At 62.9% G+C, this 26,193-nt stretch carries 26 protein-coding genes and 2 pseudogenes; 15 read left to right on the top strand and 13 right to left on the bottom strand.

What is annotated here, in order from left to right; all coding sequences use genetic code 11:
• Positions 1-476: 476 nt before the first annotated feature.
• Together odc2 and AC1DYJ_RS14505 are read left to right on the top strand one after the other, a co-directional pair.
• On the top strand, positions 477-1,610 hold the full coding sequence (odc2, locus tag AC1DYJ_RS14510) for an ornithine/lysine decarboxylase (protein WP_477286290.1): 1,134 nt from the start codon (positions 477-479) through the stop codon (positions 1,608-1,610).
• A 96-nt stretch (positions 1,611-1,706) separates the two neighbouring features.
• Positions 1,707-2,276, top strand: a complete 570-nt coding sequence (locus AC1DYJ_RS14505; protein ID WP_477286291.1) for a GNAT family N-acetyltransferase — start codon at positions 1,707-1,709, stop codon at positions 2,274-2,276.
• A gap of 109 nt (positions 2,277-2,385) precedes the next feature.
• On the opposite strand, the gene AC1DYJ_RS14500 is transcribed toward AC1DYJ_RS14505, so the two are convergent.
• The 4 genes from AC1DYJ_RS14500 to AC1DYJ_RS14485 form a co-directional block, all read right to left on the bottom strand.
• Positions 2,386-2,670 (bottom strand): SCP2 sterol-binding domain-containing protein, encoded by a 285-nt coding sequence (locus AC1DYJ_RS14500; protein WP_477286293.1) that lies wholly within the window; start codon positions 2,668-2,670, stop codon positions 2,386-2,388.
• A 197-nt stretch (positions 2,671-2,867) separates the two neighbouring features.
• Positions 2,868-3,416 carry a hypothetical protein gene (locus AC1DYJ_RS14495; protein ID WP_477286295.1) on the bottom strand — a complete coding sequence of 183 codons (549 nt, stop codon included), beginning with the start codon at positions 3,414-3,416 and terminating at the stop codon, positions 2,868-2,870.
• 31 nt (positions 3,417-3,447) lie between these two features.
• Positions 3,448-3,864: a hypothetical protein gene (locus tag AC1DYJ_RS14490; RefSeq protein WP_477233066.1), complete on the bottom strand. Its 417-nt coding sequence runs from the start codon at positions 3,862-3,864 to the stop codon at positions 3,448-3,450.
• A 13-nt stretch (positions 3,865-3,877) separates the two neighbouring features.
• Positions 3,878-4,450, bottom strand: a complete 573-nt coding sequence (locus tag AC1DYJ_RS14485) for a rod-binding protein (RefSeq protein ID WP_477286296.1) — start codon at positions 4,448-4,450, stop codon at positions 3,878-3,880.
• 196 nt (positions 4,451-4,646) lie between these two features.
• On the opposite strand from AC1DYJ_RS14485, the gene AC1DYJ_RS14480 reads away from it, so the two are divergent.
• The 3 genes from AC1DYJ_RS14480 to AC1DYJ_RS14470 are packed head-to-tail and all read left to right on the top strand — an operon-like array spanning position 4,647 to position 7,094.
• Positions 4,647-5,483 carry a DUF1295 domain-containing protein gene (locus tag AC1DYJ_RS14480; RefSeq protein WP_477286298.1) on the top strand — a complete coding sequence of 279 codons (837 nt, stop codon included), beginning with the start codon at positions 4,647-4,649 and terminating at the stop codon, positions 5,481-5,483.
• Positions 5,480-6,508 carry an SAM-dependent methyltransferase gene (locus AC1DYJ_RS14475; protein ID WP_477286300.1) on the top strand — a complete coding sequence of 343 codons (1,029 nt, stop codon included), beginning with the start codon at positions 5,480-5,482 and terminating at the stop codon, positions 6,506-6,508. Before AC1DYJ_RS14480 ends, AC1DYJ_RS14475 begins: the two co-directional genes overlap by 4 nt.
• Before the next feature lie 25 nt (positions 6,509-6,533).
• Positions 6,534-7,094 (top strand): hypothetical protein, encoded by a 561-nt coding sequence (locus AC1DYJ_RS14470; RefSeq protein WP_477286302.1) that lies wholly within the window; start codon positions 6,534-6,536, stop codon positions 7,092-7,094.
• 6 nt (positions 7,095-7,100) lie between these two features.
• Here AC1DYJ_RS14470 and AC1DYJ_RS14465 read toward each other — a convergent pair whose 3' ends face one another.
• Complete coding sequence (locus tag AC1DYJ_RS14465; protein WP_477286321.1) at positions 7,101-7,511, bottom strand: DUF2177 family protein; 411 nt, start codon at positions 7,509-7,511, stop codon at positions 7,101-7,103.
• A 123-nt stretch (positions 7,512-7,634) separates the two neighbouring features.
• Here AC1DYJ_RS14465 and AC1DYJ_RS14460 point away from each other — a divergent pair, with 123 nt between their 5' ends.
• From AC1DYJ_RS14460 to AC1DYJ_RS14450, 3 genes are all read left to right on the top strand, one after another.
• Positions 7,635-8,021: a DUF2147 domain-containing protein gene (locus AC1DYJ_RS14460; RefSeq protein WP_477426122.1), complete on the top strand. Its 387-nt coding sequence runs from the start codon at positions 7,635-7,637 to the stop codon at positions 8,019-8,021.
• A gap of 176 nt (positions 8,022-8,197) precedes the next feature.
• Entirely contained in the window at positions 8,198-9,544 is a 1,347-nt protein-coding gene (locus tag AC1DYJ_RS14455; RefSeq protein WP_477286306.1) for an NAD(P)/FAD-dependent oxidoreductase, read from the top strand.
• Between the two features lie 12 nt (positions 9,545-9,556).
• Positions 9,557-10,405 (top strand): DUF1365 domain-containing protein, encoded by an 849-nt coding sequence (locus AC1DYJ_RS14450; RefSeq protein ID WP_477286308.1) that lies wholly within the window; start codon positions 9,557-9,559, stop codon positions 10,403-10,405.
• Between the two features lie 19 nt (positions 10,406-10,424).
• Here AC1DYJ_RS14450 and AC1DYJ_RS14445 read toward each other — a convergent pair.
• The 4 genes and pseudogenes from AC1DYJ_RS14445 to AC1DYJ_RS14430 all read right to left on the bottom strand — a co-directional run bounded on the left by AC1DYJ_RS14445 (position 10,425) and on the right by AC1DYJ_RS14430 (position 15,223).
• Positions 10,425-10,807 (bottom strand): annotated as a pseudogene (locus AC1DYJ_RS14445) (hypothetical protein).
• Position 10,808: 1 nt separating this feature from the next.
• Positions 10,809-11,039: pseudogene (locus tag AC1DYJ_RS14440) on the bottom strand (flagellar biosynthetic protein FliR); the annotation flags it as partial.
• 9 nt (positions 11,040-11,048) lie between these two features.
• On the bottom strand, positions 11,049-14,159 hold the full coding sequence (locus AC1DYJ_RS14435) for an efflux RND transporter permease subunit (protein ID WP_477288350.1): 3,111 nt from the start codon (positions 14,157-14,159) through the stop codon (positions 11,049-11,051).
• Positions 14,159-15,223 (bottom strand): efflux RND transporter periplasmic adaptor subunit, encoded by a 1,065-nt coding sequence (locus tag AC1DYJ_RS14430; RefSeq protein ID WP_477288356.1) that lies wholly within the window; start codon positions 15,221-15,223, stop codon positions 14,159-14,161. Before AC1DYJ_RS14430 ends, AC1DYJ_RS14435 begins: the two co-directional genes overlap by 1 nt.
• 129 nt (positions 15,224-15,352) lie before the next feature.
• On the opposite strand from AC1DYJ_RS14430, the gene AC1DYJ_RS14425 reads away from it, so the two are divergent.
• From AC1DYJ_RS14425 to AC1DYJ_RS14415, 3 genes are all read left to right on the top strand, one after another.
• On the top strand, positions 15,353-15,931 hold the full coding sequence (locus AC1DYJ_RS14425) for a TetR/AcrR family transcriptional regulator (RefSeq protein ID WP_477288348.1): 579 nt from the start codon (positions 15,353-15,355) through the stop codon (positions 15,929-15,931).
• Between the two features lie 47 nt (positions 15,932-15,978).
• Positions 15,979-17,280 carry a beta-ketoacyl-ACP synthase II gene (gene fabF / locus AC1DYJ_RS14420; RefSeq protein ID WP_477288346.1) on the top strand — a complete coding sequence of 434 codons (1,302 nt, stop codon included), beginning with the start codon at positions 15,979-15,981 and terminating at the stop codon, positions 17,278-17,280.
• A gap of 70 nt (positions 17,281-17,350) precedes the next feature.
• Positions 17,351-18,166 (top strand): oxidoreductase, encoded by an 816-nt coding sequence (locus tag AC1DYJ_RS14415; RefSeq protein ID WP_477288344.1) that lies wholly within the window; start codon positions 17,351-17,353, stop codon positions 18,164-18,166.
• Between the two features lie 89 nt (positions 18,167-18,255).
• Here the strand turns inward: AC1DYJ_RS14415 and AC1DYJ_RS14410 are convergent, their stop codons facing one another.
• From AC1DYJ_RS14410 to flhA, 3 genes are read right to left on the bottom strand one after another with little or no spacing between them, the layout of a single operon-like run.
• A complete protein-coding gene (locus tag AC1DYJ_RS14410; protein WP_477288342.1) occupies positions 18,256-18,639 on the bottom strand; it encodes a hypothetical protein in 384 nt (127 codons plus the stop codon).
• A 1-nt stretch (position 18,640) separates the two neighbouring features.
• Positions 18,641-19,393, bottom strand: coding sequence for a flagellar biosynthetic protein FliR (fliR, locus tag AC1DYJ_RS14405; RefSeq protein ID WP_477288340.1), 753 nt, complete (start codon positions 19,391-19,393; stop codon positions 18,641-18,643).
• Positions 19,390-21,477 (bottom strand): flagellar biosynthesis protein FlhA, encoded by a 2,088-nt coding sequence (gene flhA / locus AC1DYJ_RS14400; RefSeq protein WP_477288338.1) that lies wholly within the window; start codon positions 21,475-21,477, stop codon positions 19,390-19,392. Before flhA ends, fliR begins: the two co-directional genes overlap by 4 nt.
• A 122-nt stretch (positions 21,478-21,599) precedes the next feature.
• Here flhA and AC1DYJ_RS14395 point away from each other — a divergent pair, with 122 nt between their 5' ends.
• Positions 21,600-21,899 (top strand): putative quinol monooxygenase, encoded by a 300-nt coding sequence (locus AC1DYJ_RS14395; RefSeq protein ID WP_477288336.1) that lies wholly within the window; start codon positions 21,600-21,602, stop codon positions 21,897-21,899.
• A gap of 22 nt (positions 21,900-21,921) precedes the next feature.
• On the opposite strand, the gene AC1DYJ_RS14390 is transcribed toward AC1DYJ_RS14395, so the two are convergent.
• Positions 21,922-22,233, bottom strand: a complete 312-nt coding sequence (locus AC1DYJ_RS14390; RefSeq protein ID WP_477288334.1) for a hypothetical protein — start codon at positions 22,231-22,233, stop codon at positions 21,922-21,924.
• Positions 22,234-22,481: 248 nt separating this feature from the next.
• Here AC1DYJ_RS14390 and AC1DYJ_RS14385 point away from each other — a divergent pair, with 248 nt between their 5' ends.
• The 3 genes from AC1DYJ_RS14385 to AC1DYJ_RS14375 all read left to right on the top strand — a co-directional run bounded on the left by AC1DYJ_RS14385 (position 22,482) and on the right by AC1DYJ_RS14375 (position 26,178).
• Positions 22,482-24,317, top strand: a complete 1,836-nt coding sequence (locus AC1DYJ_RS14385; RefSeq protein ID WP_477288332.1) for a chloride channel protein — start codon at positions 22,482-22,484, stop codon at positions 24,315-24,317.
• A gap of 91 nt (positions 24,318-24,408) precedes the next feature.
• Positions 24,409-25,062 carry a helix-turn-helix domain-containing protein gene (locus tag AC1DYJ_RS14380; RefSeq protein ID WP_477288330.1) on the top strand — a complete coding sequence of 218 codons (654 nt, stop codon included), beginning with the start codon at positions 24,409-24,411 and terminating at the stop codon, positions 25,060-25,062.
• A gap of 39 nt (positions 25,063-25,101) precedes the next feature.
• Positions 25,102-26,178, top strand: coding sequence for an extracellular solute-binding protein (locus AC1DYJ_RS14375; protein WP_477288328.1), 1,077 nt, complete (start codon positions 25,102-25,104; stop codon positions 26,176-26,178).
• The last annotated feature ends 15 nt before the right edge of the window (positions 26,179-26,193 follow it).

The raw sequence follows: 26,193 nt of genomic DNA, 5'->3' as shown, positions 1-26,193 counted from the left end.
CGATTTTTATTGATTGTGAAATCTTTCGATCTTATATCGCGCTTGCCCAAAGTCGCACGTGCCTGTGGGTGTCCGCCGATCCTCGAATGGTGAGGGAAATCGGTAAGGTAACTGGAGCCAACCCCTCCAGTCGGTCTAGCGGCCAACCGCCAGCCCGAGGACACCTTGAAGCAACGACGGTGCGGGCCTTTCTGGTTCTCTTCCGGTTGTCCAAAGACCGGGGTTACTAAAGAGGCACACCTTCATTGCCGGCAGTGCGGACGGGTCTCCCCTCCAAGCCAAGGCAGACAAAGCGAACCGAAGCCGGGCAAGGCCAAGGTTCATCGCCGCGAGACGGCGTTTCATGGTTCCGGGGTCTCCACCGGCTGGTTCCATGATTTGACGTCCCGCCTTTGTTTGATCCGCGTGTTCGCGAGGCTGACCGCCCGCGTCCGCAGCCTTGTTGCGCGCCGCAAGGCGTTTATGGAGAGACCCCGATGGCCACCCAGCGCATCCTTGACTTCCTCGCCACCCGACGTCCGTCCGGCCCCTGCCTCGTCGTCGACCTCGATGTCGTGCGCGACAATTTCCGCGCCTTCGAGAAGGCTCTGCCCGATTCCAAGATCTACTATGCGGTGAAAGCAAACCCGGCGCCGGAAATCCTGCGCCTCCTTGCTGCGATGGGCTCGTCCTTCGACACCGCTTCCGTTGCCGAAGTCGAGATGGCGATGGACGCCGGTGCGCCGGCGGACCGCATCTCCTTCGGCAACACCATCAAGAAGGAGCGTGACATTGCACGCGCCTACCAGCTCGGCATCCGGCTGTTCGCGGTCGACTGCGTCGAGGAAGTCGAGAAGATCGCCCGCGTCGCTCCCGGCGCCCGCGTGTTCTGCCGCGTGCTGACCGACGGCGAAGGCGCCGAATGGCCGCTGTCGCGCAAGTTCGGCTGCGTGCCGGCGATGGCCGTCGACGTGCTGCGCCATGCCAAGACGCTCGGCCTCGACGCGTACGGCGTGTCGTTCCATGTCGGCTCGCAGCAGACCGACCTGACGGCCTGGGATCGTGCGCTGGGCGACGCCAAGAAGGTGTTCGCCACGCTCGCCGACGAAGGCATCGTGTTGAAGATGGTCAATATGGGCGGCGGTTTCCCGACCCGTTACCTGAAGGACGTGCCGGTGGCGCAGGCCTATGGCCAGGCGATCTTCTCGGCGCTGCGCAAGCACTTCGGCAACGCGCTTCCCGAGACCATCATCGAGCCGGGCCGCGGCATGGTCGGCAATGCCGGCGTCATCAAGTCGGAAGTCGTGCTGATCTCCAAGAAGGCCGACAACGACAATGTGCTCTGGGTGTTCCTCGACATCGGCAAGTTCGGCGGTCTGGCCGAGACGATGGACGAGGCGATCCGCTACCCGATCGTCACTCGCCATGACGGCACCGAGACCGCGCCTTGCGTGCTCGCCGGCCCGACCTGCGATTCGGCCGACGTGATGTACGAGAAGACGCCGTACCCGCTGCCTCTGTCGCTGACCATCGGCGACGAGGTGCTGATCGAAGGCACCGGCGCCTACACGACCACCTACTCGGCGGTCGCCTTCAACGGCTTCGAGCCTCTCCGATCCTACGTGATCTGACGGCTCGCAAGAGCCGATCAGATCATCCCAGGTGGGCGTCAGTCGCCCACTTGGGCTCGCCTGTGGAACAAGCTCCGCTCGTGAAGGATCGCGGAAATGGAAATGCCAGTTGAAATCGTCGACCGCTCGCCGGTCCTTGCCATTGTCGCCGAAACCCCTGCCGATGTCGCGGCGCGTGAAGCGTTGCTCGACCGCGCCATGGGTCCGATGCGGCGCAAGAAATCGTCGGAGAAGCTGCGGCGTGGCCGTCGGCCCTCCGAAGGCCTGGCCTTTGTCGTGCGCGATGCGGCCGGCGCGGTGACCGGCACCGTGCGGTTGTGGGACGTGAGGCTGGGCGAGGGCGGCCCGGCAGCGCTTCTGCTCGGTCCGCTCGCCGTCGATCCGGCGCTGAAGAACGCCGGCATCGGCTCGGCGCTGATGCGCCATGCATTGGCTGAGGCCGCGCGTCTCGGCCATGCTGCGGTGCTGCTGGTCGGCGATGCGCCCTACTATGGCCGCTTCGGCTTTTCGGCCGACAAGACCGGATCGCTGGCCATGCCTGGTCCATATGAGCGGCATCGCCTGCTGGCGCTGGAGCTGGTCGAGGGCGCACTCGACGGTGCGCATGGCACGCTGAAGGCCGCCGGGCGCAAGCTGAAGGCGCTGCCGCTTACCTTCGCGGCGTAAGCCCTCGGCTTTCCGAGGCGCAAAAGCCTTCGGCTTTGCGCGGCGTAAAAGCTTTTGGCTCGACAAAACAAAACGCCGCCTGATGGGCGGCGTTTTGTTTTGCGAGGGGTCAGCCGAGCAGCTGGCTGAGCGCCATGGCGACCGTCATGTCGCCTTCGATCTTTATCTTGCCGGACATGAACGCCATGGTCGGGTTGAGGTCGCCGGCGATCAGCGAATCCAGATCGTCGAGCGACAGCTTGACGGTGCAGTCGGTCGGAGCGTCGGTGTTCGAGACGGTTGCGCCGTCAATGACGATGACGCCGTCGCTGCCGGTATCGAACTTCACCGAATGTTCGAACCCAGCGCTCGCCACGCGCGACTTCATCTTCTCGGCAATCTCCTGAACGCTCATGACTGTTCTCCTCGTCTCGTTGCGTTTTGCCGCGCTTCAGTGACCGGCGCGTGCCGAAGTCGCTGTCTTGCGCGTGCCGCGATCCTGGTCGCTTGGCGCATATAGCTTCGAGTTGACGTAAACGTCAACGCGGTCGCGATGCGTCATGTCGTTTCAGTCGGAAGGGATGGGACAGAGAAATCAGCCTTGCGGCGAGGTCAGTGTGCCGCGGCCGGTTTGGCTGGCTCGGCCTGCGCCGATTCCGCCGGAGCAGATTCGGTCGGCGTGGCCGGCTCCTTGTGACGGCGCATGGCGTTGTCGCGGATCTCGTCCTTGGTCAGGAAGTTGACCTGGTCGATCAGCACTTCGTGCACGAGATTGGCGCCGACGCGTGTGTTGACGGTGTCGCGTATGGCCGTGCGGAAAGCATCGAGATCGATGGTTTCCTTTTTGGTGAAGTCGATCTGTGGATTGGAATAGAGATAGGAATAGACCTGATCGGTCATCAGCGCTTCGGCCGGGATCGACATCTTCTTTATCTCGGCCGGCTCGACCGTATAGACGAGCTTGGTGAGGAAATAGCCGTCGATCTTGGAATTTCGGACCAGCGGCACCGAGATGACGTCGGTCTTGACGTAGTCGAGACCGCCCAGCATCGGCTTCGGCGTTTCGCCGACGCCGCGCTCGCCGGCCGCCTGGAACGAATAGAACACGGCGCCGAGCGTAGCGGCGCAGATCCAGATCGCGGCGGCGATGAATTTGATCACCGGCTTTTCCCGCCAAGTCTTCTCGCAAACATCAGCTCGCCCATCCGAATTCACCGGCCGAATAGGTGCCGTCGGCCTCGGCGCGCTGGATGGCGTTCTTCAGGAGCGTCGCGACCTCGTTGACGGCGTTGAGGTGGGCGAGGATCGCGGCTTCGTTCTTCGCCAGTTTCTGGCGCAGCCGCGCCAGGCTGTCGCGATGCTCTTCCAGGAATTCGATCTCGTTGGCGCCCTTCATGGCGCGGGTCAGCTCATAGAGGTAGCGGCTCTTGCGGGCGTTGGAAGCCTTGAGATCATAGCTGGTGTCGTTCTTCAGTCCCGCCGTCTCTTCCTCGACCGCCTCCTCGATGCGGCCGATGATGGCGGCAAGGTTGCCCGGCCGGGCGAACGGGATCGGCGCCTCGGACGTACGCGCCGGCAGGTTGGAAGAGAATTTTGAAAAATCGGCCATTGAAAATCCTGGTCTAGATCTTGATGTCGGTTTTGATGGTCGTCTCGTCGCCGGTCATCGACCGTGCGGCCTTGCGCTGCAATTCCTCGACCAGCGAGGTGGAGAGCCGGGTCTGCTGGTCGATCTCGGTCTTTTGCGGCCCGGTTGATACCGGTCCGATCGGCACGGTGCGCTTGCCGTCCTTGTAGTGGTCGGCCAGCAGCGACTTGGCGATGCCGATGCCGCCGCGCTCGGCCATGACATCGGCGACGCGCTCGGCAAGCTGCGATTTCCACATGTCGCCGGCCAGCCCCTTGCCGTAGACGCCTTCGGTATCCTTGGGCAGCATGTTCTGAATGAAGGTCTGCAACACCATCGCCTCGAATTTCTTGAACTTGCTGGCGGGATCGGCGTTCGCCGCGGCCTTGTCGCCGGTGGCGCGCGACAGGATCGAGCCGGCATCGACCGAAGCCGCCATGTCGACAGAGAAGGCGCCGCCAACGCCGTTGGCCCGCTTGGTGAGCGCGGCACGGGCAGCCTCGATATCCGTCGGGTCGACGGCTCGGGCAACATCGAGAACGATGTCACTGGGTGGAGAAATCGCCAAGAAAGTCCGCCTCTTTGCCGGGTTTCCTGAAGCGACCATGCCTCAACAAGCTTGTGGCAGGCTTGCCGGTCAGAATTCGGTTCGTGGCGTCGAATGAAATTGCTGGTCCGGCAAAACTCTGAGAGCACGGGAAACTTGCCGCCATCCCAACGCGTACCTCACCCGAGAGACCGAGGTGATCGTGCAGGGCCATGATGTGACGTTTGTAATTCTGTTTGTCGGCGTGGGCATTTGCCTGTCTCTCGTCATGTCGATCGCCTGGGCCATTGCTGTCGCCAGCGGCAAGTCGGGCTGGGTCGATGCGATCTGGTCGTTTGCGGTGGGCGCTGCCGGCGTCGCCGTGGCGCTTATTCCACTGTCAGACTGGCAGCATGTGACGACACGGGCCGTGATCGTTGCTCTGCTCGCGGCAATCTGGTCGATCAGGCTTGGCCTGCACATCGTCATCAGAACCCTGCACGGTGGCGACGATCCGCGTTACGCGCAGCTGCGCAGCGAATGGGGTGAGGCCTTTCCGAGCCGGCTGTTCTGGTTTCTGCAGATCCAGGCTGCGGCAGCCTTGCTGCTTGCCCTTTCCATCTTCACGGCCGCGCGCAATCCGGCGCCACAGCTGCAGACCTCCGACTGGCTGGGCATCGCCATCCTGGTGATTGCGATTGTTGGCGAAGGCGTTGCCGACCGCCAGCTCACGCGGTTTCGCGACGATCCAGGCAACAAGGGAAAGGTCTGCGACGTGGGGCTCTGGGGTGTTTCGCGGCATCCCAATTATTTCTTCGAATGGCTGGGCTGGCTGGCCTATGTCGCGATCGCGCTCGATCTGACCGGCGCCTATCCGTGGTGCTGGGTCGCCGGCACCGGCCCGGTCTTCATGTATTGGCTGCTGGTGCATGTCTCCGGCATACCGCCGCTCGAGGCGCACATGGTGAAGTCACGCGGCGAAAAGTTCCGCGCCTACCAGGCGCGCGTCAATGCATTCTGGCCGGGACCGCCCCGCCACCCCTCTCCACAGACATCGAAAGGCAAGGCATCGTGAGCTTCATTGCATCCGCCATCCGCACCGTCGAACGCAGCCCGTTCCCCGATCCCGTGACTCGAACGGGTATAGACTTCCTGGTCGGGCGTACGCGTCGAAACCTGTCGGAGAAGAACGCCTCGCATGAGCAGGCGTTCGTCCGCGCCATGGCCGGGTATCCGATTGCCGAGCACACGGACGCCGCCAACGAGCAGCATTATGAATTGCCGCCTGAATTCTTCGGGCTGGTGCTCGGGCCACGGCGCAAATACTCCTCCTGCCTTTACCGTAGGGGTGACGAGACGCTGGCGCAGGCCGAAGTGCTTGCCCTGCTGGAGACCGTCGCGCATGCCGATCTGGCCGATGGCCAGCACATTCTCGAGCTTGGCTGCGGCTGGGGTTCGCTGACGCTGTTTATGGCCGAGCGCTATCCCGACGCAAAAATCACCGCGGTCTCCAACTCGACGCCGCAAAGGGCCTACATCGAAGCGCAGGCGCGGGAAAAAGGTTTTGCAAACGTCCGCGTCATCACGGCCGACATGAACAGTTTCCAGCCGGACGGGAGGTTCGACCGGATCGTCTCGGTCGAGATGTTCGAGCATATGGCGAACTGGCAGAAACTGCTCGAACGCGTGCGGTCCTGGTTGGCGCCGGAGGGGCGTGTGTTCATCCACGTCTTTACGCATAAGAGCCGGTCCTACCGCTTCGACCATCGCGACAAGTCGGACTGGATTGCGCAGCATTTCTTCACCGGCGGCATCATGCCGAGCCATGAGTTGATCCGGCATTTTCCCGATCTGTTCGACGTCGAGCAGGAATGGCGATGGAACGGCCGCAACTACCAGCGCACGGCAAACCAGTGGCTTGCCAATATGGACGCCAACTTGCCTGCGATCGACCACATTCTCGCTGACGTCTACGGCAAGGACGCCCTGATCTGGCGGCGCCGCTGGCGGCTGTTCTTCCTCGCCACCGCCGGGCTGTTCGGGCACAAGAATGGCGAGGAATGGGGCGTCAGCCACTATCGCCTGCGGGCGGCCGAGTAGCTTGGCAACACCGGTTCGATCGGGAATGCTGGGAGCAGGCTGGAGAGCGGCGAAGGCCTACTTCGCCGATGATGACCCTCTCGTCGCCACCGCCAATCTGGTGGCGCTTGTCGTGCTGTGGAACCAGCCTTTCTATCCGCTCTATGTCTATTGGGCGGTCGGACCCGACATTGCGCCGACCTTCTACACATTCCTCTCGACGCCGTTTTTCCTCGCCGTACCGGCACTGGCTCGCATCAACAGCCGTGCCGGGCGTGCGCTGCTGCCGCTCGCCGGCATCGGCAATACGGTGCTGAGCGCCAAAGTGTTCGGCATCGCTTCCGGCGTGGAGATTTTTCTGTTGCCCTGCGTGCTGCTCGGCTTCGTGCTGTTTCGGCCAGGCGAGCGCGTTATTGCGATTGGCATCGCGGTTGTCGGCATGCTGGCCTTTACGGTGCTGCATGGGCGCTACGGTGCGCCTGTTCATCTCTATTCGGCGGAAGAATATGCAAGCTTTCTGAAGATGAATGCGCTCAGCGCCGGCACGCTGACGGCCTTCATCGGTCTTCTCGTGATGAACCTGATTGGCGCTGCAGCCAAACGCTGAGCGCTGCTACGCCGTTCGCGACAGAGCGCTGGAGACGAGAAAGCCTGCCGTCGCCGCGGCTGCCGTGAGCACGGTTCCCCAGCAAATATCGGCGACGGTAATCGCGACGGGCCAGTTCTTCAGCGTCGCCTGGTTGGTCAGGTCGTAGGTGGCGTAGGCGCAGAAACCGAACGCGGCGCCATTCACCGCCGCGGTCGTCCACGAGCCCGTCTGAAAGGCAGGCTGCACCGCGAAGAAGACGGCGCCGGCGATATAGATGATGTAGAAAAGCGCGGCCGCCTTGACGTCGAAACTGTCGAGCAGCATCGGCCCCAACAGCGGTTTGTAAAGCCGGCTCGCCATCACCGTCAGCCAGACCGCGTCGATGCACAGGAACACGACCGCCGTCGTGAGATAGGCGATGCCGTAAGTCTTGATCATGTCCGCTCCAAAATCGCGTTGGCTGTGGTTCAGCAACGGTTTTTATCGGCGATAGTTTCGAGCGGCCGAAACTCGTTCCGCCTGTCGCCCGTAGCTTCGCAAAACGAGATGACAGGGTGAATGATGAACCGACTGGCAGCGGCGGTAGGCCTCCTCTTTTTTGTCCTGTTTTGCGGATCGGCAATTGCCGCATCGGCACCTGACCCGAGCGGCGTGTGGAATCGCGGCGACGGCAATGCAAAGGTCCGCATCGCTCCCTGCGGCTCGAACATCTGTGCCACCAACGTCTGGATCAAGGACACCAGCGGCGGTGAGGCCGTTGGCGACAAGCTTGTGATGACGCTGAAGCCGAAATCCTCAGACACGCTGAGCGGCAAGGCTTTCGATGCCAAGCGCGCGCTGACTTATGCGATCCAGCTCAAGGTCGGCGGGCAGAAACTGGTCACGCGCGGCTGCCTCGTCGGCGGGTTGGTTTGCAAGTCGGTCAACTGGTCGCGCGCCCGCTGACGATGCGAGCGACTGGTTCAGACAGAAGCCTTTTCATGTCGCGGGGTCGACGCCGCTTGGTGGTGCGGCGAAATAGCTGACGGCACGGTGAAACTCACGCCGGATCCTGCCGTATCTACACATGCTCCCGAGCGCTCTCAGCGCCTTACCGATCTGATTTCAAACAAGGATTCTTGATGAACCTCGTGCCGATTAGCCGTGGCCTTTCGCACGGCCGGAAGAAGATTGCTGTCATCGGTTCAGGGATTTCCGGCGCCGCCGCAGCATGGGCCTTGCATCCGACCTCAGACGTCACCCTTTATGAGGCTTCGCACCGTCCCGGCGGCCATACCGCAACCGTCGACATCGACTATGACGGGACGCCGATTTCGGTCGACACCGGTTTCATCGTCTACAACGAACTGGCCTATCCGGATCTCACCGCGCTGTTTTCGCATCTCGATGTGGCCACGCATGAGAGCGACATGGGATTCTCGCTTTCGCTCGACGGCGGCAAGCTCGAATGGTGCGGCTCGACTTTGCGCACCATCTTCGCCCAGAAGCGCAATTTCTTCTCGCCCGGTTTTCTGTGGATGCTGCGCGAGATCCTGCGCTTCAACAAGGCTTGTATCGCCGAGCGGGACGCCGGCACGCTGGGCAATGTCTCGATCGGCGATTATCTGCGCACGCGCGGTTTTTCCGCCGGCTTTCGCGACAATTATCTGATGCCGATGGCGGCGGCGATCTGGTCGACGCCCCGTGCGAAAATGCTGGACTATCCGGCTGCCAGTTTCATCAGCTTTTTCGAAAACCATCGCCTGATCGACAATGATACGCGGCCGATGTGGCGCACGGTGAGCGGCGGTTCGCGCAACTATCTGCAAAAGCTGCTGGCGCCGCTCGCATCGCAGCTGCGGCTGTCGTCTCCAGTCAAGATCATGGTGCGCGACGCCTTCGGCATTACCGTGTGGGCGGGCGACGATGCGCCGGAGCGCTTCGACAACGTCATTATCGCCTCTCACAGCGACCAGGCGCTGGCGATGCTCGGCGATGCGTCGAGCGTCGAGGAATCCATCCTGTCGGCCATACCCTATCGCCCCAACCGGGTCGTGCTGCACCGGGATCCGCGCCTGATGCCGAAGCGGCGGGCCGCCTGGGCGGCGTGGAACTATCTGCGCTGCTCCTGTGACCGTGAAGAGCCGGAAGTGTCGGTCACCTACTGGATGAACCGCCTGCAAGGGATCGACGCCACCAAGCCGCTGTTCGTTTCGCTCAACCCGGTTGTCGAGCCGCGTCCCGAACTGGTGTTCGGCGAATGGATGTTCGACCATCCGCAATACGATGCACGCTCCCTGTCGGCACAAGCCCGTCTCGACGACATACAGGGCGTGCGCGGCACCTATTTTGCCGGCGCATGGACCGGCCACGGTTTTCACGAAGATGGCTTGCGCTCAGGCCTCGATGCCGCGATCGCGCTCGGTGCCGAAGTGCCGTGGCGGCGGGGCAAGGCGGTCTTGCCCAAGATGCTGCTGGCGGCTGAATAGGGCCTGATCGGAATGGAAGAACGTGTCACCACACTGGAGCAGAACGGCCCGCCGCCACAGGCGGCCGGCGTGCTCTATCCCGGTGAGGTCATGCATGCGCGGTTAAAACCGTTCGGCCACCGCTTTATCTATCGCGTGTTCTCGCTGCTGGTCGACATAGACAGGCTGGCCGAGCTCGGCCGCATGTCATGGCTGCTCGGCGTGAACCGGCCCGGTCTGGCGTCGTTCCACGAGAGCGACCATGTCAGTTTGCCCGGCGAAACGCTGCGGGTCTATGTCGACAGGCTGCTTGCTGATGCCGGTCTGAGAAAGCCGGCGGCGCGGGTGCTGCTGCTCGCCTATCCCCGTATCTTCGGCTACGTCTTCAACCCGATCTCGGTCTATTTCTGTTACGACGAGGCCGGCGCGCTGACCACCCTGATCTATGCGGTGCGCAACACGTTCGGCGGCCAGCACATTTATGTCTCGCCGATCCGGCCGGGCGAACTCGGTCCGGCCGGCGTGCGCCAGACGCAGGCCAAGCGTTTTCATGTCTCGCCCTTTATCGGCATGGACACACGCTATCATTTTCGCATCCTGCCGCCGGGCAAGACGGTCCGGCTTCGCATCCATGAAACGGAAAATGGCGAGCCGCTGCTGGCGGCGACTTTTGCTGGCGCCGCACGCCGGCTTGCCACGCCCGATCTCGGCGCGTGCCTGGTCAAGTTTCCCCTTCTGACGCTGAAAATCGTTGCCGGCATTTACTGGGAAGCGCTGAAGCTGTGGCTGAAAGGCGCGCGCTTCCATCCGAGCCCGAAGGTTGCCGGCCGTACGCAATACAGCCTGCCCCACGAGGCGGAGCCGGACATCGCCCGTAAGTGACGGCTATTAACTGCCGAAGTTATTCCTGTCCCCGTTTCTGCGCGATGAGATCCAGCCGGTCACGGTCGGAGCGTTCGCGCTCGTCCTGGCGGCGCACGTCCTTGTAGGCGCGCTCGACCATGTTGGTGCGCGCCGTCGCCGTGGCGATGAGCGTAACCCCTGCCTGGCGCTTTCCAGGCTCGCCTCCTGCCGGACCAGGGCATTGGCGATGCGGCGATGGTAAAGGTCGGGAAACAGCACCGCCATCGACTGGTCGGCGTCGAAGTGCTGGACCAGTTCCTTGGCCTCGGTCTCGGCGGTTGCCGCCGCCGCCAGGAAACTCGCATGGCGGGTCTCGTGCAGGGCCTTCAGTTGCTCCTGCACCTTGACCAGTTTCTTCAGCCGTTCCTTGCGTGTGGTCATCTCACCTCGCCAGCGTCAGGTCGACGAAGCCGTCGACGAACAGCGACAGCATGGTGCCGATGGCGAAGTAGAAGATGATCATGCCGCCGGCGATGACGAAGGGCAGCGAGATGAAATAGACCGGGATCTGCAACGTCAGCTTGTTGACGAAGCCGATGGTCAGGTTGACCAGAATGGCATAGGCGATGAACGGGCTGCCAAGCCGGATGACCAGGAAGAAGGCGTCCGACACGGCAGAGTTCTATTCGGTAGCCATTGCTGGTCGCAGTTCCGACTCCTCCGTCGAAATCTCATGGGACTCATCAGCAGTCGGCTTGATCCGGAACCACGCTGCGTAGAGCGCGGGAAGAAAGAGCAGGATCAGCACCGTGCCGGCCGCCGTTCCGCCGATCAGCGTATAGGCCATTGAACCCCAGAAGACGGAGTGCGTGAGGGGGATGAAGGCGAGCACGGCGGCAAGCGCGGTCAAAACGACGGGCCGCGTGCGTTGCACCGTGGCCTCGATGACGGCGTGATAGTCGTCAATGCCGGCAGCACGGTTCTCCTTGATCTGCTCGGTCAGGATCAGAGTGTTGCGCATCAGGATGCCGGCCAGTCCAATCATGCCCAGAATGGCATTGAACCCGAAGGGCTGGTGGAAGGTGAGCAGCATCGGCACGACGCCGACAAGGCCAAGCGGTGCCGTCAGCATAACCATGAACATCGTCGAGAAGGATCGCACCTGCAGCATGATGACGATCAACATGGCGGCTATCATAACCGGGAAGACCTTGCCCAGTGCGGTGTTGGCCTTTTCAGCCTCTTCGATTGATCCGCCCATTTCGATGCGATAGCCGACCGGAAGGGACGCAATCAGCGGCTGAAGGGCCTCCATGATCTCCTTGGAGACCTCCGGCGGCTGGGCCGCCTCATTGATGTCCGAGCGGACCGTGACGACGGGCGTGCGATCGCGGCGCTTCAGGATTGGCTCCTCCTGACGGATTTCCGAATGGCCGATCTGGTCGAGCGGAATCGAGCGGCCGTCTCGGCTCACGAGTGAGAAGTCCGCCAGACGCGCCGGATCCAGCCGCTCGCCGCCGGCGCTGCGTGCCACGATGGGGACATTGCGAATGTCCTCGCGGACCTGCGTAACGGGGATGCCGGTGAGAAGGAATTGCAGTTGCTGGGCCACCTCCGCCGGCGAGAGGCCGATGAGGTTCAGTCGATCCTGATCCGGGACGAAGCGAAGCACGGGCGTGCGATTGCCCCAGTCGCGGTTGGCCTGCCGCACGTCCGGGACGCCCCGCATGATGTCTAGGGCCTTTTCGGAAATGCCGTAGAGTTGCGCGGGATCAGGTCCCATGACCCGGAACTCGACCGGGAACGGCGTGTAGGGGCCGAACACGAGCTGCGTGACGCGGATATAGGCCTCGGGTGCAAGTCCCTGCGCCACCGCCTCGCGGAGCCGGTGCTTCAGCACCTCACGCGCCTCGGCGTCCGGGGTCAGCACGACGATCTTGGCGAAGGCAGGATCAGGCAGTTCCGGAGCCATGGCGAAGAAGAAGCGCGGAGCGCCCTGACCGACATAGCTGGTGACGATCTTGGCCTCGGGCTGGCGGTCCAGCCAATTTTCGAGCTTCTCGACGGCGGCGGTCGTTGTCTCGATGCTACCACCTTCCGGCAGGCGAACCTCCACCAACACCTCGGGGCGGTCGGATGTCGGAAAGAACTGCTGTTTGATGCCGCCCATGCCGACGACGGAAAGCGCGAAAACGATCCCGACGATACCGCAAGTTACAAACTTATGGCGCACGGCAAAGGTGATGAGCCGCCGCAAACGTCGATAGTTAGGCGTGTCGTAGATCGCGTGATGACCGCCTTCGACCGGTTTGATCGCTGGCAGCATCTTGACGCCGAGATAGGGCGTAAAGACCACCGCGACGATCCAGGAGACGATGAGGGCGAACCCCACGACCCAGAAGATGTTGCCGGCGTATTCGCCAGCCGTCGAGCGCGCGAAACCCACCGGCAGGAAGGCGGCGATCGTCACGAGCGTTCCGGATAGCATCGGCGCCGCAGTGTGGCTCCACGCGTAGGCCGCCGCCTTGATGCGGTCCATGCCCTCTTCCATCTTCACCACCATCACCTCGATGGTGATGATGGCGTCGTCCACGAGAAGACCAAGTGCCAGGATGAGGGCGCCGAGCGTGATGCGGTCGAAGAACCGGCCGGTTTCCAGCATGATGAGGAACACGACGGCAAGCGTCAGAGGAACGGCAGCCGCCACGACGATGCCGACGCGCCAGCCCATGCTGAGCAGGCTGATCAGCAGCACGACGCCGAGAGCCATTGCAAACTTCAACATAAATTCGTCGACCGCCGAGGTGATGTTGACGGCCTGGTCGCTTACCTTGTCGAGCGTCATGCCGAGCGGCAATGTTTGTACGATCGCGGCAGTCTTGTCCTCCAGTGCCTTGCCGAGCGCGCGACCATCCCAGCCTTCTTGCATGACCGCCGCGAGCATGATGGTGGGCTCGCCCTGACGCCGGATGAGGTATGTGGGAGGGTCTTCATAGCCGCGGCTGACCTCGGCGATATCGGAGAGCTTCAGCGTTCGTCCCGCACCGACAATCGGCGTGTCGGCGATCGCCTGAACGCTGTCATAGGCGCCGTCGACCCGAATGAAGAGCCGCGGCCCCCTTGTGTCGATCGAGCCGGCCGGTGTGACGGTGTTCTGCCGCTGCAAGGCGGCGACGATGTCCTGTGCCGACACGCCGAGGGTTGCCAGCTTGGCGAAGGAAAACTCCACGAATATCTGCTCGGGGCGTTCTCCAAGGATGTTGATCTTCTTGACGCCGGGCACGTGCAGGAGGTCTTGGCGGATCACCTCCGCCTGCCTCGCCAGTTCCCGCATCGGCATGCCCTTGGCCTTGAGCGCATAAAGGGCGAAGCTCACATCCGAATATTCGTCGTTCACGAAGGGGCCGAAGACGCCGGACGGCAGATTGCGGGCTTCATCCCCGAGCTTCTTGCGAGCCTGGTAGAACTCTTCCTGCACGACGGATGACGGTGTGTTGTCCTTCAGAGTGACCGTCATATACGCATACCCTGGTCGTGTGGTCGTCTCCACCCGGTCATACCAGGTCAGCTCCTGAAGCCGCTTCTCCAACGGTTCGGCGACCAGGTCCTGCATCTCGCGCGCCGTCGCGCCCGGCCATGCCGTCGTGACCGTCAGGGTCTTGATGGTGAAGCTCGGATCCTCCGCCCGGCCGAGCATGAGGAACGAGTAGGCGCCGGCAGCCACCAGCAGAAGGAGGAAGAACAGGGTGACGGCGCGTTCGCGAACGGCGATCGCGGAAAGATTGAAGCTCATCAGTTGCTCCCGCTTTCGGACTCAGTCCTGACGCGAGCGCCTTCCTGAAGGAGATGAGCGCCGAGCGACACAATGGGAACGTTGGCGTTCAATCCGGAGATCACAGCGGTTTCGCTGGTTACACGAACAAGCTGGACGGGCTGAAAGTGTACGGTCGAGGCGGCGCTGTCCAACACCCATACGCCGGTCTTCCGGCCGTCATCGAGCACGGCTCCCAGCGGCACCTGGACCTCCGGCTGTTTCACCTGGCTTGCGAGCCGAATGGTTACCGTCGCGCCAAGCGGTGCGGCGGCAGCCTCGCCGTCGAGCACATAGCGGGCCTCATACGTGCGGGTCTGGGCATCGGCGGAGTCCGACAACTGCCGCAGATGCGCCGAATAGCGACGCTCATCGCCACCATACACGCTGGCCTCGGCTGGCGAGCCTATCGCCGGCCGGATCGTTTCGGGAAGCGAGACCACCGCTTCGCGCGGTCCGGCCTTGGCGGTCCGGATCACCGGCTGGCCCGCAGCGACGACCTGCCCCGGCTCGCCAAGCGTTTCAACCACCGTTCCGTCGGCGTCCGCCAACAGGACTGCGTAGGCCGCCTCGTTCTCGGCGACCCGTGCGTCGGCTTCGGCGGCGGCAAGTTGCGCCTCGGCTGTATCCATCGCAGCCTTCGCCTGCTCGTAGCGCTGCGGTGTAACCCACCCACTGCCAAGCAAGCTGGCGTATCGCCGTTCATCCGGCTGTGTCTGAACAACCGATGCACGCGCTGCCGCAACGGCATTGCGTTTCGCCGAAAGCGCTAGGCGCAGATCGTTATCGTCAATCCGCATCAGCGGCTGACCGGCTTTGACCTCCTGACCGACGTCCACCAACCGTTCCACGATCTTGCCGGGGACCCGAAAGCCGAGATTGCTCTGCACCCTCGCAGCGATGATGCCGGTGAAGCCACGTTCTGATCCGGTCACCGGCACTGCTGACACCAGTCTGACGAACGGCGCCTCCTGCCTCGGATCGATCACCAAAGGGGCTTCCTGCGCAGGAGCAGCAAGCGTGGCGAATGCCGCCGCCCATGACATCGCCATCAGGGTCGATCCCAATACGAAAATGGTTCTCTTTTTCACGCTCGCCCTCATCTCAAAATAGATTGCATACGACTTCTATATCGATTATAGATTACGAACGCAATCTAAAAATGGAGATCGACGATGCGTGTGAGTCGTAGTCAGGCTGCGGAAAACCGCGAGACTGTGATCAATGTGGCAAGCCGCCTTTTTCGGGAGCGCGGCTTTGACGGCATCGGCCTCAAGGATCTGATGAAGGGTGCCGGGCTGACCCAGGGGGCCTTTTACAAGCAGTTCGAGTCAAAGGACGACCTGGCTGCGCAGGCGTCCAGGCGGGCGATGGAGAGCGCCACCCACCGATGGTCGGACGCAATTGCGGCGAACCCTGAGGATCCGCTGGACGCGGTGATCGGATTCTACCTCAGTATGGATCATCGCGGAGAAAAAATGGACGGTTGCCCGATCGTGGCGCTCGGTTCGGATGCCGCTAGGCAGGGCGCTGATGTGAAGGCGTCATTCGAAGCCGGCATCAAGGAGCATCTCGAGATCCTCGGCCGTTTCATTGCCGAGACCAATGGCGAGGAAACCGAGGGCAAGGCCATGGCCATTCTCTCGACGATGGTCGGCGCGGTGCTCCTCTCGCGGGTCGTCAACGATCTCGACCTTGCGCAGGCCTTTCTGGATGCGGCCACCGATCAGGTTCGCGAAGCAGCCCGCGCTTGAACGACGTGCGCAGTGCTGGCGCCGCACTCAACTTGATAGGAAAATAAATGCGACGGATTGTTGTCACAGGCATGGGAGCGGTCACGCCCCTTGCCGCCAATGTCGAAGCGTCTTGGTCGCGCCTGCTGGCCGGTCGTGCGGGCATCCGGAGGCTTCCGGACGATGTGGTGGGAGACCTGCCGGCGAAGATCGGCGGCGTGGTGCCCTCCCTGGAAGAAGATCCGGACGCCGGTTTCGATCCCGATGTCGTCCTGTCTGCGAAGGATCAGCGCAAGGTAGACCGGTTCATTCTCTTTGCGCTGGCGGCGGCGGAAGAGGCGCTTGCGCAGGCGAAATGGAAGCCTGCCTTGGAAACGGATCGACTGCGCACAGCCACGATCATCGCTTCAGGGATCGGCGGGTTCCCAGCCATCACCGAGGCGGTGCGCACGGTCGACCTGCGCGGCGTCCGCCGCCTGTCGCCGTTTACGGTGCCGTCCTTCCTGGTGAATCTCGCGGCCGGCCACATCTCGATCCGCCATGGCTTTAAAGGTCCCCTAGGCGCACCGGTGACGGCGTGCGCGGCCGGCATCCAGGCGATCGGCGATGCGGCTCGTCTTATCCGCGCCAATGAAGCCGATATTGCCGTGTGCGGCGGGACTGAAGCATGCATGAATATCGTCAGCCTCGGTGGGTTTGCCGCGGCACGCTCTCTTTCGACCTCCTTTAATCACCGTCCTGATGAGGCCTCCCGACCGTTCGACAAGTCGCGCGACGGCTTCGTCATGGGTGAAGGAGCGGGTGTGCTGGTCATCGAGGCGTTGAGCCATGCGCTGGCGCGCGGCGCAAAACCGCTCGCCGAGCTCGTCGGCTACGGGACGACCGCGGATGCTCACCACGTCACCTCTGGTCCTGAGGATGGCGACGGTGCGCGCCGGGCCATGGAGATCGCCATCGCGCAAGCAGGGATTTCGCCGCGCGAGGTTCGTCATCTCAATGCGCATGCGACCTCCACGCCAGTAGGCGACCTGGGTGAGATCGAAGCGATCAAGAGCGTGTTCGGGCGCGATTTCGCGATAGCTGTCAGCGCAACGAAATCGGCGACCGGACACCTGCTGGGCGCGGCTGGCGGGCTTGGTGCCATCTTCGCGATCCTGGCGCTCCGGGATCAGGTGGCGCCGCCAACGCTCAATCTGAGCGCTCCCGATCCGGCCGCCGACGGCATCGACTTCGTCGCAAACGAGCCCCGGCCAATGGAGATGGATTACGCGATCTCCAATGGCTTCGGCTTTGGCGGCGTGAATGCCAGCGCCTTGTTCAGGCGCTGGACCGCCCCGGCGGCCCGACGCGAGGGCCAGGGGCGCTCATGATTGGCACCCTTCGCACCGATCTTTCATGCTTCTCCAACTCCGATCCAACACAAAGAAAGAAATGATTTCCATGAACAAGACCAATCCTGGCGTCGCCCTCGTCACAGGGGCATCCTCCGGCATCGGGCGCGCGACTGCCCAAGCCTTGCAAAGCGCGGGCTTTCGCGTATTCGGAACCAGCCGTCGCCCGGCCCCCAAACAATCCGACAGCGTTGCGATGCTGGCGTGTGACGTGACCGACGATGCGTCCGTTGCGAAAATGGTCGAAAGCATTCTGGCCGAGGCCGGGCGCATCGACCTGCTCGTCAACAATGCCGGTATGGGTCTGTTTGGCGGCGCGGAGGAGTCCTCGACCGCCCAGGCCCAAGCGCTGTTCGACGTGAACGTCTTCGGCGTTTTGCGCGTGACCAACGCGGTGTTGCCGGCAATGCGACGCCAAGGGAAGGGCAGAATCATTAATCTGAGTTCTGTACAGGGGTTCATCCCCGGCCCCTATTTCGCGCTTTACGCGTCGACCAAACATGCCATCGAGGGTTATTCCGAATCGCTCGATCACGAATTGCGCCCGTTCGGCATTCGCGTTTCGTTGGTGGAGCCCGCCTATACCCGTACGTCATTCGAGGACAATCTCGCCGCCCCCGATCAGTTGCTTGATGTCTATGACTCCGCGCGCGCCGGCATGACCATAGCCGTGCGGAAAGCGATGGAAAAAGGCGATGCGCCCGAAGTGGTAGCCAAGACCATTTTGGCCGCTGCGATCGATCCCGCTCCGAAGAAGCGCTATGCGGCCGGAAAAATGGCGCGCCAGGTCAGTCTCCTGCGCCGTTTCGTCCCCGCGTCCGCATTCGACAAGAGCCTGAGAAAGCAGCTCGGGCTGCCGGTCTGACGATTAAGATTGCGGGGGGCCTAAACGGTCTCGAGCAGCCAGTCGGCGTGGCAAAGGCTGGTTTCGGGTCAAAAGCAGAATTCCCGCCGCTACTCCTGCCCGCGCTTCTGCGCGATGAGATCCAGCCGGTCGCGGTCGGAGCGTTCGCGTTCGTCCTGGCGGCGCACGTCCTTGTAGGCGCGCTCGACCATGTTGGTGCGCGCCGTCGCGGTGGCGATCAGGCCGACCTCTTGCCTGGCGCTTTCCAGACTTGCTTCCTGGCGGACCAGGGCGTTGGCGATGCGGCGATGGTAAAGGTCAGGAAACAGCACCGCCATCGACTGGTCGGCGTCGAAATGCTGGACCAGTTCCTTGGCCTCGGTCTCGGCGGTTGCCGCTGCCGCCAGGAAGCTCGCATGGCGGGTCTCGTGCAAGGCCTTCAGCTGCTCCTGCACCTTGACCAGCTTCTTCAGCCGTTCCTTGCGCGTTGTCATCTTACCTCGCCAGCGTCAGGTCGACGAAGCCGTCGACGAACAGCGACAGCATGGTGCCGATGGCGAAGTAGAAGATGATCATGCCGCCGGCGATGACGAAGGGCAGCGAGATGAAATAGACCGGAATCTGCGGCGTCAGCTTGTTGACGAAGCCGATGGTCAGGTTGACCAGAATGGCATAGGCGATGAACGGGCTGCCGAGCCGGATGACCAGGAAGAAGGCGTCCGACACCGTGTCGGTGACATCGACCAGGGCGGCCTGCGGGTTGAAGAAGACGTTGACCGGCGCCACCGTGTAGGAGGCGACCAGCGCGCGGATGATCTCGTGGTCGAAGTCGAAGACGAAGAGCAGCAGCAGGGCCGAAAACGAGATGATGGCGGCAAGGGCTGCCTGCGGCTCCGGCTCTTCGATCGCCGGCCCGCCGGTGCCGCCATAGCCAATCAGCATGGCGATGGCCGAGCCCATGAAGCGCAGCGCTTCCATATAGAGCCTGGTCATGGCGCCGATCAGCCCACCGACGAGCAGTTCGGAAATGATCATCGGCGCCAGCACTTGCGGACGCGCATCGACGAAGGGAAAGATCTTGTCCCACAGGAAGGCGAGCAACCCCCCGGTGGCAGCGATCGACACGAACAGCCGGACCTGGACCGGCACGCGCGCGCTCGACAGGCCCGGCATCAGCATGAAGCAGGCGCCGATGCGGCAGAAGGCGAGGAAGGCGGCGATGACGACGCCTTGCGACAATACGTTCACGAGATTGTCCCGAGCACCTTGATCTCGACGCCCTTGGCGATTTCGACGTGGCTGAGAACGGGAAGCGTCGTGAACAGCCGCTCGATGATCATGCGCACATAGGGGCGGGCATCGGGAGCGGTGACGAGGACGAAACGTTCGCCGGCCTCGAGATGCTTGCGGATCGCCTTGGTGGCGTCCTGGCCGAATTCCTCAAGCTGGCGCGGGTCGATGTCGAATTCGCGCACTTCGCCCTTGGCATCGCGCTTGAGGCTTTGGTGGAAGGCGAGGTCCCAGCGGTTGCCGAGCCGCAGCACCTTGAGCATGCCGCCTTCGGAGAGGTCGCCGCAGATCTGCTGGGCCATGCGGATGCGGACATGCTCGACGATCTGCTCGGTGCGGCGCACATGCGGGGCGATCTCGGCGATGGCCTCGATGATCAGGTGCAGGTTGCGGATCGAGACGCGCTCGGCCAGCAGCAGTTTCAGCACCGCCTGCAGGCCGGGATAGGAGATGTGCGAGGTGCAGATTTCGTCGGCGAGTTTTCTGTATTCCGGATCCTGACGTTCGAGCAGCGCCTTCATGTCCTTGTAGGACAGAAGCTGCGGCAGGTTGTTGCGGATCACTTCGGAGAGATGGGTGAGCAGCACCGACATGTTGTCGGCAAAGGTGTAGTTCTCGCGCTTCAGATCCTCGGCGAAGGTTTCGAGCACCGAGAAGGCGCGCATGCCGAAGGCGGGCTCGCGAATTTCCTCGCCCGGCACGTCGGGCACATCGCGAGTGCCGAGCAGCACCATGATCTCGCCGACGCGCATCTGGTATTCGGCGACGACGGTGCCGTGGACCTTGATCTGATAACTCTTCGGCGGAATGCCGAAATCGTCGGCGACGCGCACTTCCGGCACGACGAAGCCGTATTGGGTGGCGAACTTCTTGCGCATCTTGGCCATGCGGAACACCAGTTCCTGGTGCGACACCAGAAGCCTTGTCGACAGCTGCTTGCCAATCAGAAGCTCGATCTCGGCGGTGGTCAGCGAGGCCTTGACCGAGTTCTTCTCCTCCTCGACCTTGTTCGCCTTTTCCTGATCCTTGAGCGCTTCGACGGCGGCAGCCTCACGGTTGGCGCGCATCGGGATGACGTAGCCGAGGCCAGCCATGCCGGCGGCCAGCGTGAAGAACGGGAAGAACGGCAGGCCGGGCATCAGGCCGAGCAGGACCAGCAGCGAGGCCGCGACGTAGAGCGCGCGCGGATGCGCGCCGAGCTGGCCGAACACCGCCTGGTTGGTCGAGCCGCGGGTGCCGCCCTTGGACACAAGCAGGCCGGCGGCGAGCGAGACGATGAGCGCCGGGATCTGGGTGACGAGGCCGTCGCCGACCGACAGCTTGATGAAGACATCGGCGGCTTCGCCCATGCCCATGCCGTGCCTGATATAGCCGATGGCGATGCCGCCGACGATGTTGATGGCGGTGATGATCAGGCCGGCGATGGCGTCGCCGCGGACGAATTTCGAGGCGCCGTCCATCGAACCGAAGAAGGATGATTCTTCTTCCAGTTCGCGGCGGCGCAGTTGTGCCGTCTTGTCGTCGATCATGCCGGCGGACAGGTCGGCGTCGATCGACATCTGCTTGCCGGGGATGGCGTCGAGGGTGAAGCGGGCGCCGACTTCGGCGATACGCGTGGCGCCTTTGGTGATGACGATGAAGTTCACCACGATGAGGATCATGAAGACGATCAGGCCGATGACGAAGTCGCTCGCCATCACCAGTTTTGAGAAGCCGGCGATGACATAGCCGGCGGCGTGCGTGCCCTCATTGCCATGCGACAGGATCATGCGCGTGGTGGCGATGTTGAGCGATAGCCTGAGCATCGTGGCGATGAGCAGCACGGTCGGGAAGGACGAGAAATCGAGCGGCCGCTGGATCCACAGCGCCACCATCAAGATCAGCACCGACAGCGCGATCGAGAAGGCGAGGCCGATGTCGATGAGGAAGGCCGGGATCGGCAGGAACAGCACGGCCAGAATGATGACGATGCCGATGGCGAAGAAGACATCGCGGCCGTTCTTGGCCACTGTTCCCGTCGCTAAGCTTTCGCTGATCGCCATATCGTCCCCGAGCCATGGACTGCCCGGATATGAGGGCAGCCCTTCGAGCCTAACCGGCCAAGCTTGCGCGAGGGTGGGAGACTGGCTACTGCCGGCAGGTCATAGTGTTTGAGGAGCAAAAAATGCTGGTGATCATCGGCACCATCCGCCTGCCGGCGGAGAGGCTCGACGAGGCGAGGCCGGCCATGCAGCGCATGATCTCGGGCAGCCGCACTGAACCCGGCTGCATCGACTATTCCTATGCGCAGGACGTGCTCGACGCCGGGCTCATCCATGTCACGGAGGTGTGGAGCAACAGGGAAGCACTCGACGCGCATTTCCGCTCGCCGCACATCGCCGACTGGCGGGCGAGTTGGGCAGCGCTCGGCATAGGCGAGCGCAACCTCATGCTTTATGAGGCCGGCGAGCCCAAGCCGACCTGAGGATTAGCAACTGCCAGAAGGTCTAGCAGGCGTTGACCTGTCTGCAGGACCAACCGCCGCCATCGGTATCGTGGCAATCTTCATAGCTGCCGTAGCAGGTGTTGGTTGAATTGCGATACCAAGGATAGCCGCCAGGACAGCAGACATCCTGCTGTGCAGTTTGAATAAACTCTTTTATTGACCGGCTTTGTTTTTCCGGATTGCCTCCTGTCAAAAGAGACACTGGGTATGAAATCCTCAATTTAGTCGGGATATCGACGGTTGAGTTACTCATTGCAGACGAACTTAAAAAAATCATGCAAGCAGCTACTGAAAAAAATCCCCGCGCACTCATCTTCTCCTCCGTGAGGGAAATAGAGACAGGCAAAAATACCATAGTTGCGTCGATTGCGTAAGCGATCGCTCATATGGTCCACAAGGGGCTGAAGCGGGGCGGCGAACCTGGCTGACCGGCCGGATCGTCACGGCCGGCTGGCGCGCGTGTTTCCGCTTGCCCGCCTGAGCCAAGGAGCTGCCGTCTTTCGCGGCCCGCCGCACCGCCAAAATGGCGCCACAAGCAGGCGGCATTGCGATTGCCACGCAATGCCGCCGGGCGTATCAGCCACGGCAGCTTTCATCCCTCGCACCCGGCGAGCCGCTCCGTTGCCTAATGAACCCCAGGTCTATGCCCTTCGCCTGCGCGCGGTGCTGATCCGATCGATCCCGCTGCTCGAAGCGCGCGGCATCGTCATCGTTGCGCTCGCCGGTGTCGTGGGCGTGATCTCGGCGGTGCTGGTCACCGGCATGAGCGAGGCGGTGCAAGGCCTGCATTTCCTTTTGTTCGGCGTCCAGCCCGGCGGCCGTCTCTCGGGGATGTTTTCCCTGCAAAGCCCGTTCCAGGCGCTGATTCCAGCGATCGGCGGCATCCTGCTCGGCCTGACGGTGATCTGGCTGCGGAAGCGGAAATTCCGCACCCCGGTTGACCCCATCGAGGCCAATGCGTTGTACGGCGGACGCATGTCGCTCACCGATACGTTCATCATCGCCGGGCAGACGATGATCTCCAGCGGCTTCGGCGCTTCGGTCGGACTGGAGGCCGGCTACACGCAGGTCGGCTCCGGCCTGGCGTCACGGCTGGCGCGGGCGTTCAGGCTGCGCCGCAACGATGTCCGCATCCTGGTCGGCTGCGGCGCGGCCGGCGCCATTGCCGCTGCCTTCGACGCGCCGCTGACCGGCGCCTTCTACGGCTTCGAGCTGATCATCGGCATCTATTCGGTCGCCAATGTCGCTCCGGTGATGACTGCCGCCATCTGCGCCTCGCTGACCGCCGAGATGTTCGGCGTGGTGCCGTTTCCGATGGAACTCTCCGGCCTGCCGGAACTGACCGCCAGCCAGTATCTGCCGTTCCTGCTGCTCGGGCTGCTGGGCGGTGCTGCCTCCATCGCCATCATGCATCTGGTCAGCCTGGTCGAGCGTGGCTTCGCGCGGCTGGCTGTCGACGGTTCGCTGCGTCCGATGATCGGCGGCCTCGCCGTAGGAATGCTGGGCCTGATCACGCCGCAGGTTCTGTCGTCAGGCCATGGCGCGCTGCATCGCGAGTTCGCGATGAATTACGGGCTCGCCGTCGTCGCCAGCGTCTTCGTGCTGAAGCTCGCGGCATCGGCGATTTCGCTCGGCTCCGGCTTTCGCGGCGGCCTGTTCTTTGCCTCGCTGTTCCTCGGCGCGCTGCTTGGCAAGATGTTTGCCGCCGTGATGGCGATCGCCTCGCCGGCAACCGGCATCGATCCTTCCGTCGCCGCCGTCGTCGGGATGACCTCGCTTGCCGTCGGCGTCGTCGGCGGGCCACTGACCATGACCTTCCTGGCGCTGGAATCGACCCGCGACCTGACACTGACCGGCGTCGTGCTGGCGGCCTCGCTGATGGCGGCGATCCTGGTGCGCGAGACCTTCGGCTACTCCTTCTCGACCTGGCGCTTTCACCTGCGCGGCGAGACCATCCGCAGCGCCCATGATGTCGGCTGGATGCGAAACCTGACGGTCGGGAAAATGATGCGCCAGGATGTCCGCACCGTCGATGCCGCAAAGACGCTGGCCGCGTTTCGCAAGGACGTGCCGCTCGGTTCTGCGCAGCGCGTCATCGCCGTCGACGAAGACCAGCACTATGTCGGCGTGCTGATCGTCGCCGAACTGCACAGCGACCCGTCCGACGGCGAGACGCCGGTGCTGGCGCTGGCCAAATTCACGGATGCGGTACTGGTGCCCGCCATGAACGTTCAGTCCGCCGCCGAAACCTTTCAGCGCGCCGGCGCCGAGGAACTGGCCGTGGTCGAGGATTTCGACAATCGCGTCGTGCTCGGCCTGCTCACCGAAAGCCATCTGATGCGGCGCTATGCCGAGGAACTCGACAAGGCGCGGCGCGACCTGTCTGGCGAAGAGTAGGCCCTAGCCGTCCTCTCAAAATCTCGCTGACTCAGCGCTTGCCAGTTGTACAGTACCACTGTACAAATTGTTCAGTAGGAGAAAAGACGGGATGAGCACCGACCAGGCTCGGGTCAAGGACGGCGGCGCCGCGACAGCGACGCATGCGCTTGAGATGCTGGGCCAGCGGCTGAAGAGCCTGCGCGTCGGCCGCCGGCTTTCGCTGCGTGAGCTCGCCGAGCTGACCGGAACCAGCGCCAGCTTCATCAGCCAGCTCGAACGCGGCTTGACCGGCGCCAGCACGGCTTCGCTCAACCAGATCGCCTCGGCGCTGGGGGTCAGTGTGGCGATGCTGTTCGAGGATAGTGCCGCCGGCCAGCACGGTGTGCTGCGGCGCAGCGAGCGTCCGAGCCTGCCGCCCAGCGACGGCTGCCGCAAGATGCTGCTGTCGCGTCCCCCCTTGAGCGACATGGAAGTCTATATCGGCGAGTTCGAAATCGGCGGTTCCACCGGCTCCGATCAATACACGCATGGCGACGCACACGAGATGCTGGTGGTACTGCGCGGCGTCGTCGAGGTCTCGCTTGGCGAGGCGCGGCATGTCCTCGAAGAAGGTGACAGCGTCGAATACACCACCGCTACCCCGCATCGCACCGAGAACATCGGCAGTGGCCGAGCCGAGGTGATGTGGATCATCGCGCCGCCGACGTCGGTGCGCGCCGAACTCGATCAATACACGGCCTGGAAACCGCTCGCAGCCAGGTAGGTTCAGTCCATGCGGGTCACAAATGGGAGAATGACAATCATGCTGAAATCAAGACATCTCGGCCTGGGCGCCGTGCTGGCGCTCGGTGTTCTGGCTACGGCGGCACTGGCACAGGAAAAGCCGGTCGCTGGCGAGGTCAAGGAAGGGTCGCTCAAGGGCAAGACCCTGACGCTCGTCTCCTATGGCGGCATCTACCAGGACGGCCAGGCGGCGGCGCTGAAGGAGTTCGTCGACAAGTCCGGCGTCACCTTGCTCAATGACGGGCCGACCGAGATCGCCAAGCTGCAGGCACAGGTCGAGTCCGGCAACGTCACCTGGGATGTCGTCGATACTGATGACCTGCCGCCCTACGTCTATTGCGGCAAGCTGTTCCAGAAGCTGGACCTGACGAAGCTCGACGTCTCGAAAATTCCGGAAGGCCAGGTTGGCGAATGCTCGGTGCCGGCGATGAACTACGGCGTCGTGCTGATGTACAACACCGAGAAGTACAAGGACAATCCGCCCAAGAGCTGGGCCGACTTCTTCGACACGGAGAAATTCCCCGGCGTGCGCGGCATCGACGGCTCCGGCAGCCCGACCGGCGGCCTGCTCGAACAGGCGTTCAAGCTCACCGGCGGTGACCCGAAGGCGATGACGGTGGCCGATATCGACAAGGCCATCGATGTGGTCCGCAAGCTCGGCCCTGATACCATTTTCTGGAAAACGGGTGCTGAATCGCAGCAGCTTGCCGAGTCCGGCGAGGCCGACATGCTGATGATGTGGACCGGCCGCGCCATGACCGCGGTGAAGAACGGCGCCAAATACACGCCGGCCTGGCAGGATTGGCTGGTGGTGATGGACCAGATGACCATTCCGGTCGGCGTCAAGGATACGGACGCATCCTACGCGCTGCTCAACGCCTATCTCGGCAAGCAGTCGCAGGAAATCCTGGCCGAGAAGACCTCCTACACGCCGATCAACAACGATGCGCAGCCCAAGGTCGACGCTTCGGTCTCCGCCTTCCTGACCAACACGCCAGAGCGCCAGAAGCAGGGCTACAAGCAGAACTTCAAGTTCTGGGTCCCGAACTTTGCAGTGGCGCAGGAGAAGTGGGCGGCGCTGATGGCCGGCAACTGAACGAACGCGTGAGAG

The organism is Mesorhizobium sp. P2_B11 (genome assembly GCF_056404855.1).
This window is presented reverse-complemented; position numbering and strand designations above follow the sequence as displayed.

Excerpts from the sequence above, each read along its gene's own strand:
- odc2 (WP_477286290.1), top strand. The coding sequence starts at position 477 with ATGGCCACCCAGCGCATCCTTGACTTCCTCGCCACCCGACGTCCGTCC.
- AC1DYJ_RS14505 (WP_477286291.1), top strand. The coding sequence starts at position 1,707 with ATGGAAATGCCAGTTGAAATCGTCGACCGCTCGCCGGTCCTTGCCATT.
- AC1DYJ_RS14500 (WP_477286293.1), bottom strand. The coding sequence starts at position 2,670 with ATGAGCGTTCAGGAGATTGCCGAGAAGATGAAGTCGCGCGTGGCGAGC.
- AC1DYJ_RS14490 (WP_477233066.1), bottom strand. The coding sequence starts at position 3,864 with ATGGCCGATTTTTCAAAATTCTCTTCCAACCTGCCGGCGCGTACGTCC.
- AC1DYJ_RS14470 (WP_477286302.1), top strand. The coding sequence starts at position 6,534 with ATGCTGGGAGCAGGCTGGAGAGCGGCGAAGGCCTACTTCGCCGATGAT.
- AC1DYJ_RS14460 (WP_477426122.1), top strand. The coding sequence starts at position 7,635 with ATGATGAACCGACTGGCAGCGGCGGTAGGCCTCCTCTTTTTTGTCCTG.
- AC1DYJ_RS14455 (WP_477286306.1), top strand. The coding sequence starts at position 8,198 with ATGAACCTCGTGCCGATTAGCCGTGGCCTTTCGCACGGCCGGAAGAAG.
- AC1DYJ_RS14450 (WP_477286308.1), top strand. The coding sequence starts at position 9,557 with ATGGAAGAACGTGTCACCACACTGGAGCAGAACGGCCCGCCGCCACAG.
- AC1DYJ_RS14435 (WP_477288350.1), bottom strand. The coding sequence starts at position 14,159 with ATGAGCTTCAATCTTTCCGCGATCGCCGTTCGCGAACGCGCCGTCACC.
- AC1DYJ_RS14430 (WP_477288356.1), bottom strand. The coding sequence starts at position 15,223 with ATGTCATGGGCGGCGGCATTCGCCACGCTTGCTGCTCCTGCGCAGGAA.
- AC1DYJ_RS14425 (WP_477288348.1), top strand. The coding sequence starts at position 15,353 with ATGCGTGTGAGTCGTAGTCAGGCTGCGGAAAACCGCGAGACTGTGATC.
- fabF (WP_477288346.1), top strand. The coding sequence starts at position 15,979 with ATGCGACGGATTGTTGTCACAGGCATGGGAGCGGTCACGCCCCTTGCC.
- AC1DYJ_RS14415 (WP_477288344.1), top strand. The coding sequence starts at position 17,351 with ATGAACAAGACCAATCCTGGCGTCGCCCTCGTCACAGGGGCATCCTCC.
- AC1DYJ_RS14410 (WP_477288342.1), bottom strand. The coding sequence starts at position 18,639 with ATGACAACGCGCAAGGAACGGCTGAAGAAGCTGGTCAAGGTGCAGGAG.
- flhA (WP_477288338.1), bottom strand. The coding sequence starts at position 21,477 with ATGGCGATCAGCGAAAGCTTAGCGACGGGAACAGTGGCCAAGAACGGC.
- AC1DYJ_RS14395 (WP_477288336.1), top strand. The coding sequence starts at position 21,600 with ATGCTGGTGATCATCGGCACCATCCGCCTGCCGGCGGAGAGGCTCGAC.
- AC1DYJ_RS14390 (WP_477288334.1), bottom strand. The coding sequence starts at position 22,233 with ATGAGTGCGCGGGGATTTTTTTCAGTAGCTGCTTGCATGATTTTTTTA.
- AC1DYJ_RS14385 (WP_477288332.1), top strand. The coding sequence starts at position 22,482 with ATGCCGCCGGGCGTATCAGCCACGGCAGCTTTCATCCCTCGCACCCGG.
- AC1DYJ_RS14380 (WP_477288330.1), top strand. The coding sequence starts at position 24,409 with ATGAGCACCGACCAGGCTCGGGTCAAGGACGGCGGCGCCGCGACAGCG.
- AC1DYJ_RS14375 (WP_477288328.1), top strand. The coding sequence starts at position 25,102 with ATGCTGAAATCAAGACATCTCGGCCTGGGCGCCGTGCTGGCGCTCGGT.